The organism is Frankia canadensis, assembly GCF_900197875.1.
In the GTDB taxonomy this organism is placed as follows: Bacteria; Actinomycetota; Actinomycetes; order Frankiales; family Frankiaceae; genus Frankia; species Frankia canadensis.
In genome coordinates this window covers 33,458-50,066 of sequence record NZ_FZMO01000223.1, presented here as the reverse complement: position 1 = coordinate 50,066, position 16,609 = coordinate 33,458, and the positions used below count along the sequence as shown (strand labels likewise).

Below are 16,609 nucleotides of genomic sequence, written 5' to 3'. Positions count from 1 at the left end.
CGTACTCCGAGCAGCCCCCCGCCCGGCCTGCGTCCAGCGCTTTCGGGGGGCCCCAGTTGGATCACGTGGGGCCCGTCCGGGCCATGGGTGTGCCCGGTGCGGGGGCACCCGGCAGGGCGGCGCTGGTGCCGATGTCCGGCCCCGTGGGGCTGCCGACGGCGCCGGGCGCGGTCTCCGACGCCGAGGTGGCGTCCGCCGCCATCACGGCGGCAGCCGCGACGGGCCCGGAGTCGGAGCGGGGCGCCGGGCGGGACGTGCCGGTGCTGCCCGCCGGCTGGCCGATGGTGCCGCGTAGTGAGCCGCTGGGACCCGCGGAGGGGGTGCGCGACGTCATCGACGGCACCGGCCCGCGGCGCGCGTCGGCGGAGCGCCCGACCGGCCCTGGCCAGCCCGGCGTGGGCCGGGGCAGCGCGGCGGCGAGCGGCGCCACCGGGGTCGATCCGGCGGCCGCGGCGTACGCGATGCTCGACGCGCTGTTCGCCCGCGCGCCGGTCGGCCTCGCGCTGCTCGACCGCGCCGGCCGGTTCCTCCGGGTCAACGAGACGCTGGCCCGGCTGGACCGCCGCCCCGCCCGCGACCATCTCGGCCGGACGGTGAGCGAGGTGCTCGGTGACACCGGCCAGGAGCTCGACAACCTGCTCGGCCGGGTCCTGCTCACCGGCGAGCCGGTCGTCGACCTGGAGGTGGGGGTCGCCGGCGCCGTCGGCGCGCCCGCGCGCACCTGGCTGGCCAGCTGGTTCCCGGTGAGCGAGCCGCAGCTCGGCCCGGTGGGCGTCGCCTTCGTCGCACTGGACGTCACCGGGATGCAGGCCGCCGAGCGGGAGCGGGTGCGGGTCGAGGCCCGCTACCGCGCGCTCGTGGACGCCGGCGGCACCGACGTCTTCCACGCCGGCGCCGACGGCGGGCTCGACGTCGACCTGCCTGGCTGGCGGGCGGTGACCGGCCAGCGCCCGGCGGACCTGACCGGCAGCGGCTGGTTGGCGGGCGTACATCCCGACGACCGGGATCGGGTCGCCCGGGCCTGGCACGGGGCGCTGGAACGCGGCGAGGTGTTCGAGGCCGAGTTTCGGCTCGCTGAGCCCACGGCCGGCGGCGGGACCGGCCCGCGGATCGTCGCCGCGCGGGTGCTGCCCGTGCCCGCCGCGACCGGGGCAGGTGCCGGCGGGGACGCGCCGCGCGCCGGCGACGGACGGCCGCCGGAGTGGCTGGGCGTCGTCCGCGATCTCACCGCACAGCGCGGCGCCGACGCCGCCCGGGCCGAGGCGACCGGCCGCGCGGACGCCGCCGAGGCGCGGGCGCTCGCGACGGAGCAGCAGGTCCAGGCCTCCGGCCAGCGCGCCGAGACGGCCGAGCAGCGTGCGGACGCTGCCGAGGCGCGGGCGCGGACGGCCGAGGAACGCCGCGACGCGGCGGAGCAGCGGGTGCGGGCGGCGGAGCAGCAGGCCGAGGCGGTCGGGCAGCAGGCCGAGGCGGTCGAGCAGCGGGCCCAGGCGGCGCAGCGGCTGGTCGAGGCCCTCGGGCAGCAGGTCGAGGCAGCCGAGCAGCGAGCCGGTACCGCCGAGCAGTTGGTCGAGGCGCTCGGGCAGCAGGTCGAGGCAGCCGAGCAGCGAGCCGGTACCGCCGAGCAGTTGATCGGGGCGGCGGAGCAACGGGCGGGTACCGCGGAGCGGTTGATCGAGGCGGCCGAGGCGCGGGCGGGCGCCGCCGAGGCGCGAATCGAGGACGCCGAGCGGCGCGCCGGATCGGCGACGGAGGACGTCGAGGCGGCCGAAGGGCGGATCCGGGCCGCCGAGCGGCGGGCGGAGGTCGCCGACCTGCGCGCCCAGGCGGCCGTCGACCGGGCCGAGGCCGCGGACGCGCGGGCGCAGGAGACGGACGATCGCGCGGAGGCGGCCGAGCGTCAGGTCGAGGCGGCGCGGCGGCAGGCCGAGGAGTCCGCCGAGCAGCTCGAGCAGGCCACGCGGCGGGTCGACGCCGTCGTCGAGCAGGCGGCCGCCGCCGGGCGGCGCGCCGAGGAGGCCAGGGCCCAGGCCCAGGCGGCGGACGGCCGGGTGGAGTCCAGCGGTCGCTTCTCGGCCGCGCTGGCCGCCGCGGGCACGGTCGACGAGGTCGTCGTCGCGCTGCTCGGGACCGGCGGTCAGGCGGCCCGGGCGCTGTCGCGGGGCGTCGCGCTGGTCGACCCGGACCGCGACGAGCTGCGGTTCGTGCGCGTGCCGCAAGGCGCGAGCACGGGCGCGGGCCGGCCGGCGTCCTGGCCGGACGTCGCCCTCGGCGCCGTGCACCCGGTCGCCGAGGTTGTCCGGGGCGGGCGGGCGCTGTTTCTGGCCGACCGGGAGGAGCTGCTCACCCGCTGGCCGATCACCGGCCTCGCGGACACGGTCGCGGCGGCCGGCGAGCAGGCGTGGGCGCTGCTGCCCCTCGTCGGCGCGGACGGCTCCCCGTTCGGAGTGGTGACCTTCGGCTTCCCGGCGTCGCGTGCCTTCGACGCCGCGGAGCGCGCCCACCTGGCCGGCCTCGCCGCGGCGGCCGCCCGCGCGATCGGGCGCGCCACCGACCACGAGCGCCTGCTCGCCGACCTCGCCGAGGGCGAGGACGCGCTGAACGCGGCGCGCGCGCAGCGGGTGGCCCGCGAGCGGGCCGACGCCCGGCTGGACCTGCTCACCCGGGCCACCGCGACCGTCACGGCCGCCGGCGATCCCCACCAGGCACTGCGAGCCTTCGTGAGTCTGCTCGCCGATGAGGTCGCGGATGTGTGCGCGCTGCACCTCGTCGTCGAACCGTCCGGCGCGCCCGGGGCGCCGGCGATCGTCCCCGGCGCGGTGCCGGCGCCGGCCGCCCTGTCCGCGATGGGCGCCGCAGTCAGCCCCGAGACCAGTGTTATCGCCGACGGTGACATTGCGAACACGGATGGCGGGGGAGGCCCCGGCGGCGGCGCGGGCGTCCGTGCCCAGGCCGACGCGGGCGCCGGGTCCGAGGTGGGCGCCGGCTCCGACGGCTCCACCGGCTCCGACGGGGGCGCGCGACCTGACGCGGTTGCCGGCACCGAGCCGCCCGCACAGCCGGCGGCCGAGCCGGCCGGGAGCGGTGACGGGCGGTTCGCGCCGCACCTCGTGCCCTTCGCCGTGGCCGACGCGCCGCGGGCGGGCGCGGTGCGGGAAGCGGGGGTGAGCGCGCCGCCGGCGGCCGCCTGGGCCGCGGCACTCGCCGCGCCGGCCAACCCGTTCCGACAGGTGGCGGTCGACGGCGTCGGCCGGATACTGATCCACGCCGCGGGCGGCTGGGACCCACCGGCCGACGTGGCCCGGTGGCTGCGCCAGGTCGACGCGCACACGACCGCCGTGCTGCCCGTGCCGGGCCCGGGCGGCGTCGCCGCCGTCGTCAGCCTGACCCTGACCGGGGACCGGGCCCCGTTCGGTGCCGACGACGTCGCCTTCCTCACCGAGCTCGCGGCGCGCGCCGGCACCGCCCTGGCCCGGCTCGACCAGGACCGATCCGTCCGCGGCGAGGCCGCCGGACTGCACGAGACGCTGCGCGGCGCGCGGGCCGCCGTGCCCGCCGGCCTGCAGGTCGCGGCCCGCTACCTGCCGGCGGGCGGCGCCGGGGCGGCGGGGGGCGAGTGGTCCGACCTCATCGACCTCGGTGCCGGCCGGGTCGCCCTGGTGATCGGGGAGGCCGGTGGCGGGGGAGTGGCCGCGACGGCCGCGATGGCGCAGCTGCGGGCGGCGGCCCGGGCCTGTGCCCGCCTCGACCTCCCGCCGGGCGACGTGCTGGCGCTGCTCGACAGCGTCGTCGCCGACCTGCCCGGCGAGCAGGGCGCGACCTGCATCTACGCGATCGCCGAACTCGACACCGGGGTGCTGACGCTCGCCAGCGCCGGACATCCGCCGCCCGTGGTCGTCGCCCCCGACGGGCTGGTGTCGCGGCTGTACATGGCGGTCGGCGCGCCGCTGGGGGCGGCCGGCGCGGATGTGGCGGCCCCCGGCGCCGCCACCGAGTACACGGTCCGGCTGGGACCGGGCTATCTCATCGCGCTGTTCACCGACGGCCTGGTCCGTGCCGGCGGCCGGGACTCCGACGCCGGCGTCTCCGACCTCGCGGCGGCCCTCGCCCGTGCGGGCGACGGGCGGGGCGGCGACGGGCGGGGCGGCAGCCTCGACGCGCTGGTCACCGCGGCCTGCGCGGGCCTGGGGCGGGGCGGCGACCCGGCGGCCGACGACGACGCCGTCGCGCTGCTGTTCGCCCGTCTGCCCGACGAGTCGATGGCCGGCCCCGTCCTGCTCGACGTCGCCGTCGAGGGAGCGGCCAGCCTGCGGGCCGTGCGGGCGCAGGGCCGGCTGGCGCTGGAGAACGCCGGACTGCCCGCGGAGATCGTCGACACGATCGTCCTCGTGCTGTCGGAGCTGACCAGCAACGCCGTGCGGCATGGCCGGCCGCCGCTGTCGGTGCGGTTGCGTCGCCTCGGGACACGGGCCGTCGTCGAGGTCGCCGACGGTGGCGGCCGGCTGCCCCGGCGCCGGCACGCCGCCGCGGACGACGAGGCGGGCCGCGGCCTGGACCTGGTGTCCCAGCTCGCCGCGCGGCACGGCATCCGGCCTGTCGTCGACGGAAAGGTCGTCTGGGCGGAGGTCGAGCTCACCGCGCCGCCCGCGCCCGCCGGGGAATGAGGCCGGGCGCACCCGGGCCGCGCGCCAGGGTCCGGCCGGCATCCCCCGGTCGGGCCCCGGTGGCGCCGATGTGGCCCGGTTGGCGGCGACCTGACGCCGCCAACGGGGTGCGGGTCGCGTAACGTGGCGGCATGCCGGACGCGGTGCTGCGCCTCGACAGCGTCAATGTCGTGCGGGACGGATCGTTCCTGATCCAGGACGTGACCTGGGAGGTGTCGCCCGGTCAGCGGTGGGTCGTGCTCGGCCCGAACGGCGCCGGCAAGACGACCCTCCTGCAGGTCGCCTCGGGGCGGCTGTTCCCCACCTCCGGCGCGGTCGATCTGTTCGGCCAGCGGCTCGGCACGGTGAACATCCTCGATCTGCGCTACCGCGTCGGCGTCGTCAGTCCCGCGCTGGTGGAGACGCCGCCGCCGGACGAGCGGGTGCTCGACGCGGTGGTCACCGCGGGCTGGTCGGTGATCGGCCGCGGCGACGAGCCGTACGACGAGGTCGACCTCGCCCGCGCCGCCACCCTGCTCACGCAGTTCGGCTGCCGCGAACTGAGCGACCGGCGCTTCGGCACCCTGTCGGAGGGCGAGCGCAAGCGGGTGCTCATCGCGCGGTCGCTGATGACCGACCCCGAGCTGCTCCTGCTCGACGAGCCCGCCTCCGGCCTCGACCTCGGCGCCAGGGAGGCGCTGCTGCGCCGGCTGACCCGGTTCGCGGCCGATCCGGCGGCGCCTGTCACCGTTCTCGTCAGCCATCACGTCGAGGAGATTCCGGTCGGCGTCACCCACGCCCTGCTGGTGCGCGGCGGTCAGGTGCGGGCGGCCGGGCCGGTCGCGGAGGTGCTCACCGCGCCCCGGCTGTCGGACTGTTTCGGCATTCCCCTTGAGGTCAGCGTCGCCCAGGGCCGGTACGCCGCCCGCCTGGCCGCCGGCCCGCCCCCGCGGCGGCCGGTGTCCGTCGCCGTCTGACGCCCTGCCCGGCGGCGTCGCGGCGCTCGCTGGTCCGGGCGGGAGCAGTGGTCGCCAGGCCGCGGTCGGGACGGTGCCGGATGCGCGCCGGCCGGCCGGTCCTGGGGCGTGGCGCCGTTCCCCTGATTCTGACGGTCCGACCGCGCGGGTGAGCGGAGCCTGACGAAGGCCCCCACGTCGCCGAAAGCGGCGCGTCCTCATCCGTCCACGGCACCACCCGGGTTCGGTGTCCCTGGTTGCCGCGCCCGGGTTAGGCCCGCCAAGCGGCCCAGGGGGCCATGGAGCGGGCGGAGAGCCGATGCCGAGATGTTTTTCCCTGGCCTTCGTTCGGCGGGCCGCCAGAGGGGCAGGGAGACCCGATGGGACCTCGCTGGCCCGCGGGCGCCGCCGGCTGCCGCTCGGGGACACGCGGCGTGGCTCAGCGCCCGACGTGGTCCCACAGCCAGCGCGCCCCGCGCGTGTCGGCGCCCACCGCACGCACCCGGCGCACGAGGTCCCGGTCCGAGGTGATGACGAGCGGGCGGGGCCCGGCCGCCCCGGCGGCCGCGACGATGGCGTCGTCACCGTGCCCGGTGGCATGGGAGACGGTGAGCGTGGGGATGGCCGCACCGCCGCGATTCCCGGCGGCGGTTTCCGGTTCTCCGGCCGTGATCGGTGCCGGGGGTGCCTCGACGATCCCCTCGGGGACTCCGGCCCGCGCCGCTCCCTCCAGAACGACGACGACATGGGCCGGCCGTTCGGCTGGCTCCGGTGGCCGGGTGCCCCCGGCGGAGCCGGCGAGCCATGCCGCTATTGCGGTCACCAGGCGCCGGGCGGCGGCCGGCCGGTCACGCCACCAGCCGTCCGCCTTGGCGCCAATCACGTTGGCACCGTCCACCACCCACGTCCGTGGGTACTCGTCCGTGCGCCGAGGCTTAGGGCCGGCGCCGGAATCAGGCGTACTCATCCGCCGCCACGATCCCCTTTGGCATTCGTACCGGTCGGTTCCGCTCGCGGCGACCGCGTCCCAAAGCACCGGTCGGCTGATGGCGGCCGATTGCCGGGCAATGGCCCGTGGAGTCGGTAGACGAACACGATCGGTGTCCCAAGGTCAGCGGGCATGGCCGCCGGCCGGCCGACGGCGGCCCAACTGTCCGCTTGCGGTCGGCGTTTCGGCGGGGAAGGTGTGATTCGCAGAACATGATCGCCTCCTATCATGCCGGGCTTGGACGCCGTCTTTGGGTTCCGCACTCCGTCAGGTGACCGGCGCGCCTAGACCGCTGTCTTGGTGTTCGGCGGCCCTAGTCCGCGAGTCTGTCGAACCCAGGCGTGACAGTTCCCGGTGTTCTCGTGGTAATACTAGACGCGTGAGTTCTGCGGTCCGCTGACCTGAAGGAGAGTGGCATGGCCCAGAAGACCATCGTCTCGTTGATTGACGATCTCAGTGGAGAAGAGGCCGACGAGACTGTCCGCTTCGGACTCGACGGTGCGCAGTATGAGATCGACCTGTCGGAGAAGAACGCCACGAAGTTGCGTGAGTCGCTGGCGCCGTTCGTGACCGCGGCCCGGCGTTCCGGCGGCCGCGCGGCCGGCGGCCGGCGTGGCGTGCGTGCCGCTTCGCGGCGTACCGGCGGAACCGACCGCACCGCCGACATTCGTGAGTGGGCGCGCAGCAACGGATACACGGTGAGTGACCGTGGCCGTATCGCCTCCAACATCGTCGAGGCGTACGACAAGGCCCACTGATCCTGGCCTTGACGATTTTTCCGGGTCGAGGCTCGAAGCAGTGGACCCCGTAGTACCTGGCGCACCCGCGGTATTCGGCCGCGGGTCGCGCGCCCACCGGCCCGAGGACCTGCTGATCAGGTTTTGCCAGGTTGGGTTCCTGCCACACCGGCCAGGCCGGTGTGGCAGGAACGATTGACACCCACGCCGAAGCGGGCTGTCGCCGACTCTGTGCGTTCCGTCAGTTCGACGGATGTCTGCCCATCCAGTTTTCGACGTCTTCCGGGCTTCGGGGAAGCGCGGCGGACATGTTCCGCCATCCGTCCCTGGTGACCAGGATGTCGTCTTCTATCCGGACGCCGATGCCCCGCAGCTCCGGGGGAACGGTGAGGTCGTCGGGCTGGAAGTACAAACCCGGTTCCACGGTCAGCACCATCCCGGGCTCGAGCGCCGCGTCCCGGTAGGCCGTGTCGCGGGCCTGCGCACAGTCGTGAACGTCCAGGCCGAGCATGTGCGACGTGGAATGCAGGGTGTATCGCCGGTGCAGCCCGGCGCCCGGGGCGTGGGGATCCTCGGACAACGAGGCCTGCGCGCCGTTCGCGAGCAGGCCCCAGTCATCGAGCGCGGTGGCGATGACCCGCATCGCGGCACGGTGCGGGTCCAGGAACGACGCCCCCGGGCGCACCGCCTCGATGCCCGCCTGCTGCGCCCGCAGTACGACGTCGTAGACCTGTCGCTGCAGGTCCGTGAACCGGCCGGTGATCGGTAGCGTGCGAGTGACGTCCGCCGTATACAGCGACCTTCCCTCCACGCCCATGTCGAGCAGGGCCAGCTCACCGGGGCGCACCGGGCCGTCGTCGCGCACCCAGTGCAGGGTCGTGGCGTGGTGTCCGCAGGCGACGATGGAGCCGTATCCGACGTCGTTGCCGTCCACCCTGGCCCGCCGCCAGAAGGTGCCCTCCAACCAGCGTTCACCGTTGGGCAGCCCGATCGCGTGGCCGATTTCTGCCACGCACTCGGTGAAGCCGCGGGCCGTGGCCGCGGCCGCCTCGTCCAGGCGGGCGATCTCGAAGTCATCCTTGACCAGGCGCAGCTCGGAAAGCGTCTGGGCAAGCTGCTGATCCCGGTCGTCGCCGGACCGGCCGGCCGTCCACCGCAGCACCGATCGGTCCACCAGCGGGTCGATTCCGCGCAGCACCCTGGTGTTTCCCGGTGCCAGCCGGGCCAGCATCTCGGGAAGCTCGGTCAGGGGCCGGCACTCGATCTCCAGGGCGGCCTGCGTCTCAGGGACGCCGGGACGGGGACCCACCCACAGTTCCCCGTATCGCCGATCGGCGTAGAACGCCGAGCTGGATCGGTCCGAGCGGCCGGGGACATAGAGGGTCGCCGGGTGCTCCCCGGCCGCGTTCGGTAGCAGAACCAGCACGGCGTCGGGTTCATGACAACCTGTCAACCAGAAGAAGTCACTTCCCGGACGGAACGGATAATCCGTGTCGTTTGCCCGGACCCGCAGAGCCCCGCTCGGCACTACCAGGGCGTCCGTCGGGAACCGCGATCCCAACAAGGCCCGGCGTTTCGCCGCGTAGGGGGCACAGTCATCGCGGGATGGCAGAGCGTCGTCAATCGGCGCCCAGCCGGTGGCCATAAATCGCCGAAACGCGGCATGCGGTTCCTCATCGTGGTTGGCCTGGCCGGGTTCGCGGGCGGAAGTCGCCGCGGGTTCGGGCCCGTCCCCGGCCGAGGTACCACCGTCCCCGGGAGACGAATCAACCTCGGTGCCACCGGAATCACGGACGCCGGCGGGTACATCGGTGCGGGTGCGGACAAGGTCCGCCTCGCCGACTGCGGCGGCGTTCTGGTCACGCTGCGCCGAGGCTCCCTCGGGCGCCCCCGGGGCGGCCGGCTCAGGTGTGCTTTGGTCGGGGTGGGCACTCATACCGTTAACGGTAGGGCGGCCGGGCTTCGACGGGTAGTGCGTCCCCGGGCTGGTGTCCGCCGGCACGATCGGCGGACATCTCGGCGATCGTGCCGGCGAATATTCCGCGCGGCGGGCGCCACGACGATGCCTCGTGTCCGGCTCGGGCCGCATCCCGGCGAATCCGTTAACGACGACGCGCGATCGGTGGTATCGACAGTGTGATAACGCCGGTTTCGTGACCTCGTGTCGTGGCCTGTTGACGGGCGTGCCGAGGTGAGGTGGTGGACGGGGGTCCTCAGGACGCGTCTCGCCGTCGGTTCGGTCCGGGCGCTGACTCCTGCACTGTCGGCAGTACGGTTTTCCGCGCGGCGGACGCCCCCGGCGGCCCGGCTCGCCGGATCGTCCGCGGCCAGAACCTCGGCGAGGGATACCCGAACCGGGGACCCTGGGTGCGAACGGTGATGTCGTGAACGTCACCATCCGTCGGGCTTCGCGTCGACGGCGCCGGCGCCCGGCCGCGCGTGCCCGGCATCGTCGGCCATCCGACACAGACCGGACGCATCTACGGCGTGTCGAAGTGGCCTGGGATGAGAGGCTGTCCAGGACTGTTCCGTTCGTCCGTTGACCGGAACGGCTCCGCTGGCCGGAACTGCTCGGCGGGAACGATCGCGGTGGCGGCGAGGACCAGGCCCGGCGCCGCGGCGAGCGGGGCCGGTCCCGGGCCGCGGTGTGGCCGTGACCCGGCCCTCGGCGCCGGCGGGACGGCTCGCCATGGACGGCGTGCCCGCGACAGGACGGCGCCACCGGAACGGATGATCCCGTCCCGGTGGAGGGAGGGGAGGCTGCCATGACCTGGCCTCCGGATCGGCCGGAGCGGTACGGCCCGCCCGGGGCGGACCGTGGAGAGCCCGGTGGTGGCGCCCGGCGAGATCCACGCCGCGGGTCCGCGGGCGACCAGTGGCCGGCCGGCCAGTGGCAGCGCCGCGACCCGGGAGCCCGCCGGGCCCGCGGCCCAGCCGCCGCGGACGCCCCGCGGGGCCGGCCCACCCCCTACGGTCCGCCGGCGGACGACCGGTACGCACCTCCCCCCGACGACCGCAATGGCAACGACCGCAATGGCGACGACCGCAATGGCGACGGCCGGCATGGCGACGGCGGTGAGGCCCCGGCGGACGCCGCCGTGCTGGCCGCCGTCGTGCTGATCCTCGCGACGACCGGCTGGGCGGTGCTGCGCCACTACGACGGGCGGGTCCGGCACGTGCCACTGACCTTCTCCGCGGGCGTGGACCGGCCGGCGAAGGCCGGCGGCGGCACCCAGAACATCCTGCTCGTCGGCTCGGACTCCCGGGCCGGCACGAACGGTGCGTTCGGCGCGGCCGAGGGCCAGCGCTCGGACACGACGATCCTCGCCCACCTCGACGCCAGCGGCTCGACGACCCTGATCTCGTTTCCCCGGGACCTGTGGGTGCGCATCCCGGCCTACACGGACTCCCGCGGCACCCAGCACGCCGCGCAGCGGTCGAAGCTGAACGCGGCCTACTCCTATGGCGGGCCGTCCCTGCTCGTGTCCACGATCGAGGGACTGACCGGGATCAGGGTCGACCACTACGTGCAGATCGACTTCGTCGGCTTCCAGGGCATGACGGACGCGCTGGGCGGCGTCACGGTCTGCATCAGGGAGCTGCCGCCCGAGCTCAGGGCCCGCGGCTTCGACAACCTGCATGACCACTTCTCCGGATTCTCCGGCCAGGTGGGCGAGAACCGGCTGAACGGCGCGCAGGCGCTGGCGTTCGTGCGCCAGCGGTACGGACTTCCGGAGAGTGACATCGACCGGATCCGCCGTCAGCAGCAGTTCCTCGGCGTCGTGTTCCGGCGCATCTCCGCGACCGACACCCTGCTCAACCCCGCCAAGCTGATCAACGTGGTCGACGCCGCCACCTCCGCACTCACCCTGGACGACCAGACCTCCCTCGCCGACCTGCGGCTGCTCGCGGTGCGCATGCAGGCGATCGGCTCGGGCGGGGTCACCTTCGCGACCGTTCCCGCCACCGGGGGCACTCGGGCCGGGCAGAGCGTCCTGGTCCTTGATCCCGCCCAGCTCGGTGCCTTCCTGAAACCCTTCGGCGGTCGGGTGAGCCAGACGACGGGCGCCGCGGGGGCGCTTGCGGCGGTTCCCGCGACACCCGCCGGGCCGGGCGGCACCGGCGGTGTCGGCATCCCCGTGGCATGGACCCGGCCAGTCGCCGCGCCTGCGGCGACCACGGCCGCGCCGGCCCCGTCGACGAGCGGCTCCTGCACCTACTGACCGGGTCCGCGCGGGCCGTTCGCGGTCCGGGGAGTTCCGCTCAGGGCTCGTGCCCGCGGGGAGGCCGGCCGTCGGATCCCGCCGGCTCCGGTGGCCCTGGTGGCTCCGGTGGCCCTGGTGGCTCGGGCGCGTCCTCGACCATGACGGATCGGGACCGTTCGTCGAGAGCGGCGTTGAGCTCGGCGCCGAGCAGCACCGCGAGCGCCGTTATGTAGAAGAACAGCAGCGCCGCCACGGGGGAGCCCAGCGAGCCGTAGACCAGCTCGTGACTGAACACGAACTCCAGGTAGAGGCGCAGGACGTAGCTGCCGACCAGCCAGCACACCAGCGCGAGCGTCGCCCCGGGCAACGCCCGCCACCACGGTCGGCGCACCGGCAGCGACAGGTGGTATAGCGACGTCAGCATCGTCAGCGCGACCGCGCCGACCACTGGCCAGAACAACGAGGTCAGGAGCCGGTCCACGGACGGGTGCCGGTCCGCGTCGAGGATCCGCGAGATGACGCCGGGGCCCAGGACGAGTGCCGGCAGAATGATCACTCCGCTGGTCAGCTGCGCCAGGAACAGACCGAGGGCGAGGAGCCGGCTGCGCACCGCCGAGCGGAGATCACGCTGGCCGTACGCGATCGTGATGGTGTTGACGAACGTCGCCATCGCCGTCGAGCCGGTCCACAGGGACAGCACGAAACCGATGGAGATGACGTCCGGGCGCCCCCGGGAGAGGATCTCGTCGACGGTAGGCCGGACCGCGTCGTCCACCACCGATTCGGTGAGCAGGTCGCCGGCACCGCGCAGAATGCTGTTGCGGATGGTGCCGAGCGCGTTGTGCCCGATCGACTCGGCGACATAGCCGAGCGCGCCGAGCAGCGACAACAGCAGCGGCGGCAGCGACAGCAGCTGCCAGAACCCGGCCTCGGCGGCGAGGCCCAGGACCCGATGCCGCCAGGCGTTGGCGACGGTCCGGCGAACCAGCCGCAGCGGCGCGCGAGGCACCCGGCGCTGCTCACGGTCGAGGCGGCGGAACACGGCGCTGTGGCGCACCCTGGCCTTGGCCGTCACCCTGCGGCGCCGCAGTCGCGACCGCAGGCCCGGCACCGCGCCGACCACGACTCGTCGTAGTAGTCGAGCCGACCGGCCTCGCGCCGGCCCGCGTGCCACGGGAGTGGACACGTCGTTCCCCGCGGTGGCCACGGATCCCACCGTATGGCCTGGTGAGGCCCATGGAGGTCAACGGCGCCGGACTGGCGCCGAGCACACTGATCCGGGATGGCCCGTCAGTGGATGGTGCGGGCCGCGGCGCGCGGGTCGGTCGGCGCAGGTCCGCCGGCAGCGAGCGGAAGGGGCATGCCACACCTCGGTGACATGCCCCTCCGACTATCGAAACGCGAGGTTCAGGACACGCTGAGCTTGTCGGTCTCGTCGTGGTACTCGACCGCCATCTCGCGCAGCTTGGAGTCGTGCGACTTGGCGTGGTGACGGCAGAACAGAAGATCTCCGCCGCCCGGCAGCACCACCCGCACGTATGCCTGGGCACCGCACCGGTCGCAACGATCGAGGTTGGTCAGCGTCGGCTTCGTGGTAGTCCCTGTCACATCTACTCCAACTGTGTTAGGCGGTCAGACGTTCCACCTGACCATGTGACGGTTTACTCACAGCCGGCTCTCGTGGCGTCATTGCATCCAGAGCGGCGTGGCGTCCGCGGCGTTGTTCGGGCCGCGTACTGTACTCGTCCTGGTCCCGCCGGCCGCTCTAGGTCCGTCGGGCGCCGAAGACGATGTCGTCCCATGCTGGCACTGACTTGCGTCCACGTCGACCGCCTGCGGGACGTTCCCCCCCGCGGGTGCCGGTGTTCTGGCGGCCTCGTGACGCAGCGGGTGCGTTCGACTTCTCTGCGGCAGTGTCGGCGTCGCTGTCCGTAACTTTCTCGTTCTCCTCGGTCGCGGATGCCTTGCCCTTCGCCGCCGTGGTGGCGGCGGCCTGACGGCGCCCACCGGTGGTGGCAGGGGTGCTGGCCGCGGCTGCCGGCTCGGCCACCGCGGCCGGCTCGGGGACCGCGGCGGGCTCGGGAACCGTCGCCGCGGAGGCGGTGGGGGCGGCGGATCCCCCTGCGGCGCGGGCGGCGGCGGCGGCGGCCGCCCGTCCCGAGGTTCGGGCAGCGGGTGCCGCGGGCGTGCGGGCCGGTTTGTCCGCCGGGCTCGCGGCCGAGGGCATGGCGGCGGCGCCGGCCGGCGACGTGGCGGATGTCACGCGCGCCGTGCCGGCCGGCGCGACGGCCGCCCGTGGGGTCTCGCCCGTGCGGGCCGGTGCCGCCGACGCCGCGGATGCCGCCGGGGCGGCCGCGGGCCGGGCGGCGGGGACGCCGCGACCGGGTGTTGCCGCGGCGCCGGGCCGGGCGGCGGTGGTGTTGGTGCCGAGGCGCCGGCCGGTGTTGCGCGGCAGGGCACTGACCCGGGTCGCGGCCGTGCGCCGCGGCGGCTGTGGCTCCGGTCGACGGTTCGCCGCGGCGACCTCGGCCGGTTCGGGCCGGGCCAACTCGGCTGGGGCGGCGGGTTCGCCCGCCTCCGCATCCGCCGCCCAGGTCTGGTCGGCCACGAACTCGTCGCCCGTGCCGCCCGCCGCCTCGCCGGCGAAGGCCGCCGCCTCGCCAGCGAAGGCCGCGGCCACGTCGGCGCCGAGGTCGTCGCCGTCCTCGGCCGCCTGGCCGTCCGCGCTCGCGCTGCCGGGAACAGCGGCCTGCCCGCCGATGGCGGGCGACAGGGCGGGCCCGACGGGCGTCTCGATGCCGGGCTGCCCGCCGTGGGCCGGCGGCGACGCGGGGTGGGAGAGGGCCGGGCCGTCGCCCGGAGCGCCGCTCGAGGCGCCTGCCCCCGGCAGGGCACCGCCGACCGCTGGGGACCCGCCGAAGACGGCGGAGCCGACGGTGGTCTGAGGACGGGCGGGCATGGGCGGCTCGACCGGGAGCCCCGCCGCGGCGGGGGTGGGGGCCGGGCCGGGCTGCGGTGCATGATCCGGCGTGAACTCCGGCGCGTGGGCAGGGTCGAGATCCGGCGCGGGCACCGTCCGGAAGACGCCGGGACGCGCCGGCGGGGCGCCGCTGGGCTGGTTCGCCGCCGGGTAGGGAATGCCGGGGAATGCCGCGGGCTGCGGGTAGGAGCGCGCGGCCGGCCTGTCCGGGAACGCCGGGGGCGGGGCGGCGGTCACCGGGGGATAAGAGGCCAGTGGGGCCTGGTCGGGCACCAGCGTCAGCGCCGGTCCCGCCGGCCGCCCGGCGGGGGGCGCCAGCGCGGCGGGCATGGCCGGCGGCGCCGGGACGGCGGCGGGTTCGGCGCTCTCCGGAGCGACGAGTGCTCGGGCGGCGTCGTCGTGCGGGCGGACCCGGCGCACGACCGGATCCCAGGTCCAGCGGGCGCAACGGCTCTCGGAGGTGAGCTGGACCAGCCAGATGCCGTCCACGCGGCGCCAGGCGTCCCACTGCGCGGCGGCCGGGTTGTCCTGGGCGACGACCAGGCGCGCGTCGACGACCTCGCCCAGTGGCCGGCCGGGCACCCCGCCGGGGTCCTTGGGCAGCAGCGCGGCACGGGCCTCCTGGACGACGCGGGCGCGCTCGGCCAGAACCGGGCCCTCGTACCGCTCCACCCGCTCCACCGGGATCCCGGCGGCGCGGGCGACCTCGGCGGCCGTCTCCCCGGCCCGCAGCCGGGCCTGGATCTCCCGCGGCGTCAGCGCGCTCTCCGTGCGCACCTCGCTGCGGCGCACCCCGCGCAGGGCGGCCCGGAGCCGGTCGTCCACCGGCACTCGGAACTGCTCGCCGTCGGTCCGCCCGGCCGCGTCCGCGAGCACGAGGTAGCCGCCGTCCTCGCTGAGTGCGATCGCCCGCAGCTCACGCATGGCGCCTCCTGTTCTCTCGAAGCCATACCGTGCCCGTCGCCGTGCCGCGCGACGCGCGTGACGCGCTCCGGCGGACGAACCCGCGGGCAGGTTGACATGACGCACCCGAACCCGCCTTCGGTACGTGCGTCCCGGTAGATGACAGCCTGCCATCGATGCGGCCGCTCCGGTGGCTGTCGGCGGACGACACGCGCAGTCTGACCGAGTCGGGCCTGTCCGGTCGGGCCGCGCAAGGCCGGATCGTCCTAGGGACGCCGCCCGCCCGGCGGCCGCGTGGCGGGGCCGCGCCGGCGGGCGGCCCGGGTGGCCGGGCGGGGCCGGCCCTGGTCGCCGAGACCCGCGAGCGCGGCACCGACGATCCCCGCCTCGTTCTGCAGCTGGGCGGGCACCACCCGGGTGCGCACCTCGAGCTGGTCGAGGAACTTGTCGGCCTTCCTGCTGACGCCGCCGCCGATGATGATCAGGTCCGGCCAGAGCAGGGCCTCCAGCGTGCCGAGGTAGCGCGACACCCGCTTGGCCCACTTGTCCCAGGACAGGTCCTCGCGCTCCCGGGCGGCGTCGGACGCCTTCGTCTCGGCGTCGTGTCCGTGCACCTCGAGGTGGCCGAGCTCGGTGTTCGGCACGAGCTGGCCGTGCAGGAACAGGGCGGTGCCGATGCCGGTGCCGAAGGTCGTCATGACCACCAGGCCGGCGACGTCGCGACCGGCACCGAAGGCCAGCTCGGCGAGACCGGCCGCGTCCGCGTCGTTGACGGTCGTGATGTCCGCCGCACTCGGCGCCGCCGCGGGCGGCACCGGCACGGAAGGGACGGCGGGGCCCGGGGCGCCGAGCGCGGCCGACAGCAACGCGACCGTGTCCGTCCCGATCCAGGACGGCGCGATGTTCGCGGCCGTGAGGGCGATCCCGTTCTTCACCACCGCGGGCAGCGCCACCCCGACCGGGCCGGACCAGCCGAAATGGTTCACCACCTCGGCGATGGTGTCGGCGACGGCGGCCGGCTCGGCCGGCTGCGGGGTGGGGATGCGCAGCCGAGGCGCGGCCAGCGAGCCGTCCTCGATGTTGACCGGAGCGCCCTTGATGCCGCTTCCTCCGACGTCAACCCCGAAGACCTGCATGGCCGAAGTCCTCCCCGCGCCGATGTAGCCGCCTGTGCCGTTGGGGCCGGGACACGCGCCC

At 75.4% G+C, this 16,609-nt stretch carries 10 protein-coding genes; 4 read left to right on the top strand and 6 right to left on the bottom strand.

Going from position 1 to position 16,609, the window contains the following annotated elements:
- Positions 1-131: 131 nt before the first annotated feature.
- On the top strand, positions 132-4,664 hold the full coding sequence (locus C1A33_RS17800; protein WP_243407676.1) for a SpoIIE family protein phosphatase: 4,533 nt from the start codon (positions 132-134) through the stop codon (positions 4,662-4,664).
- A gap of 131 nt (positions 4,665-4,795) precedes the next feature.
- Complete coding sequence (locus C1A33_RS17795; RefSeq protein WP_101832596.1) at positions 4,796-5,620, top strand: ABC transporter ATP-binding protein; 825 nt, start codon at positions 4,796-4,798, stop codon at positions 5,618-5,620.
- Between the two features lie 418 nt (positions 5,621-6,038).
- On the opposite strand, the gene C1A33_RS17790 is transcribed toward C1A33_RS17795, so the two are convergent.
- A complete protein-coding gene (locus C1A33_RS17790; RefSeq protein WP_243407675.1) occupies positions 6,039-6,482 on the bottom strand; it encodes a hypothetical protein in 444 nt (147 codons plus the stop codon).
- Between the two features lie 521 nt (positions 6,483-7,003).
- Between C1A33_RS17790 and C1A33_RS17785 the strand changes: the two genes are divergently transcribed.
- Entirely contained in the window at positions 7,004-7,345 is a 342-nt protein-coding gene (locus tag C1A33_RS17785; protein WP_011437876.1) for a histone-like nucleoid-structuring protein Lsr2, read from the top strand.
- Between the two features lie 220 nt (positions 7,346-7,565).
- Here C1A33_RS17785 and C1A33_RS17780 read toward each other — a convergent pair whose 3' ends face one another.
- Positions 7,566-8,969: an aminopeptidase P family protein gene (locus tag C1A33_RS17780; RefSeq protein ID WP_101832594.1), complete on the bottom strand. Its 1,404-nt coding sequence runs from the start codon at positions 8,967-8,969 to the stop codon at positions 7,566-7,568.
- A gap of 1,120 nt (positions 8,970-10,089) precedes the next feature.
- Here C1A33_RS17780 and C1A33_RS17775 point away from each other — a divergent pair.
- Positions 10,090-11,547, top strand: coding sequence for an LCP family protein (locus C1A33_RS17775; protein ID WP_101832593.1), 1,458 nt, complete (start codon positions 10,090-10,092; stop codon positions 11,545-11,547).
- Between the two features lie 40 nt (positions 11,548-11,587).
- Here C1A33_RS17775 and C1A33_RS17770 read toward each other — a convergent pair whose 3' ends face one another.
- The 4 genes from C1A33_RS17770 to C1A33_RS17755 all read right to left on the bottom strand — a co-directional run bounded on the left by C1A33_RS17770 (position 11,588) and on the right by C1A33_RS17755 (position 16,548).
- Complete coding sequence (locus C1A33_RS17770; protein WP_243407673.1) at positions 11,588-12,736, bottom strand: YihY/virulence factor BrkB family protein; 1,149 nt, start codon at positions 12,734-12,736, stop codon at positions 11,588-11,590.
- A gap of 200 nt (positions 12,737-12,936) precedes the next feature.
- The gene (locus tag C1A33_RS17765; protein WP_009742431.1) at positions 12,937-13,137 is read right to left on the bottom strand and encodes a DUF7455 domain-containing protein; all 201 of its coding nucleotides are present in this window, start codon (positions 13,135-13,137) and stop codon (positions 12,937-12,939) included.
- Positions 13,138-13,294: 157 nt separating this feature from the next.
- Positions 13,295-15,433 (bottom strand): septation protein SepH, encoded by a 2,139-nt coding sequence (gene sepH, locus C1A33_RS17760; protein WP_101832591.1) that lies wholly within the window; start codon positions 15,431-15,433, stop codon positions 13,295-13,297.
- 245 nt (positions 15,434-15,678) lie between these two features.
- Positions 15,679-16,548, bottom strand: a complete 870-nt coding sequence (locus C1A33_RS17755) for an ROK family protein (RefSeq protein WP_101832590.1) — start codon at positions 16,546-16,548, stop codon at positions 15,679-15,681.
- Between the last annotated feature and the right edge of the window lie 61 nt (positions 16,549-16,609).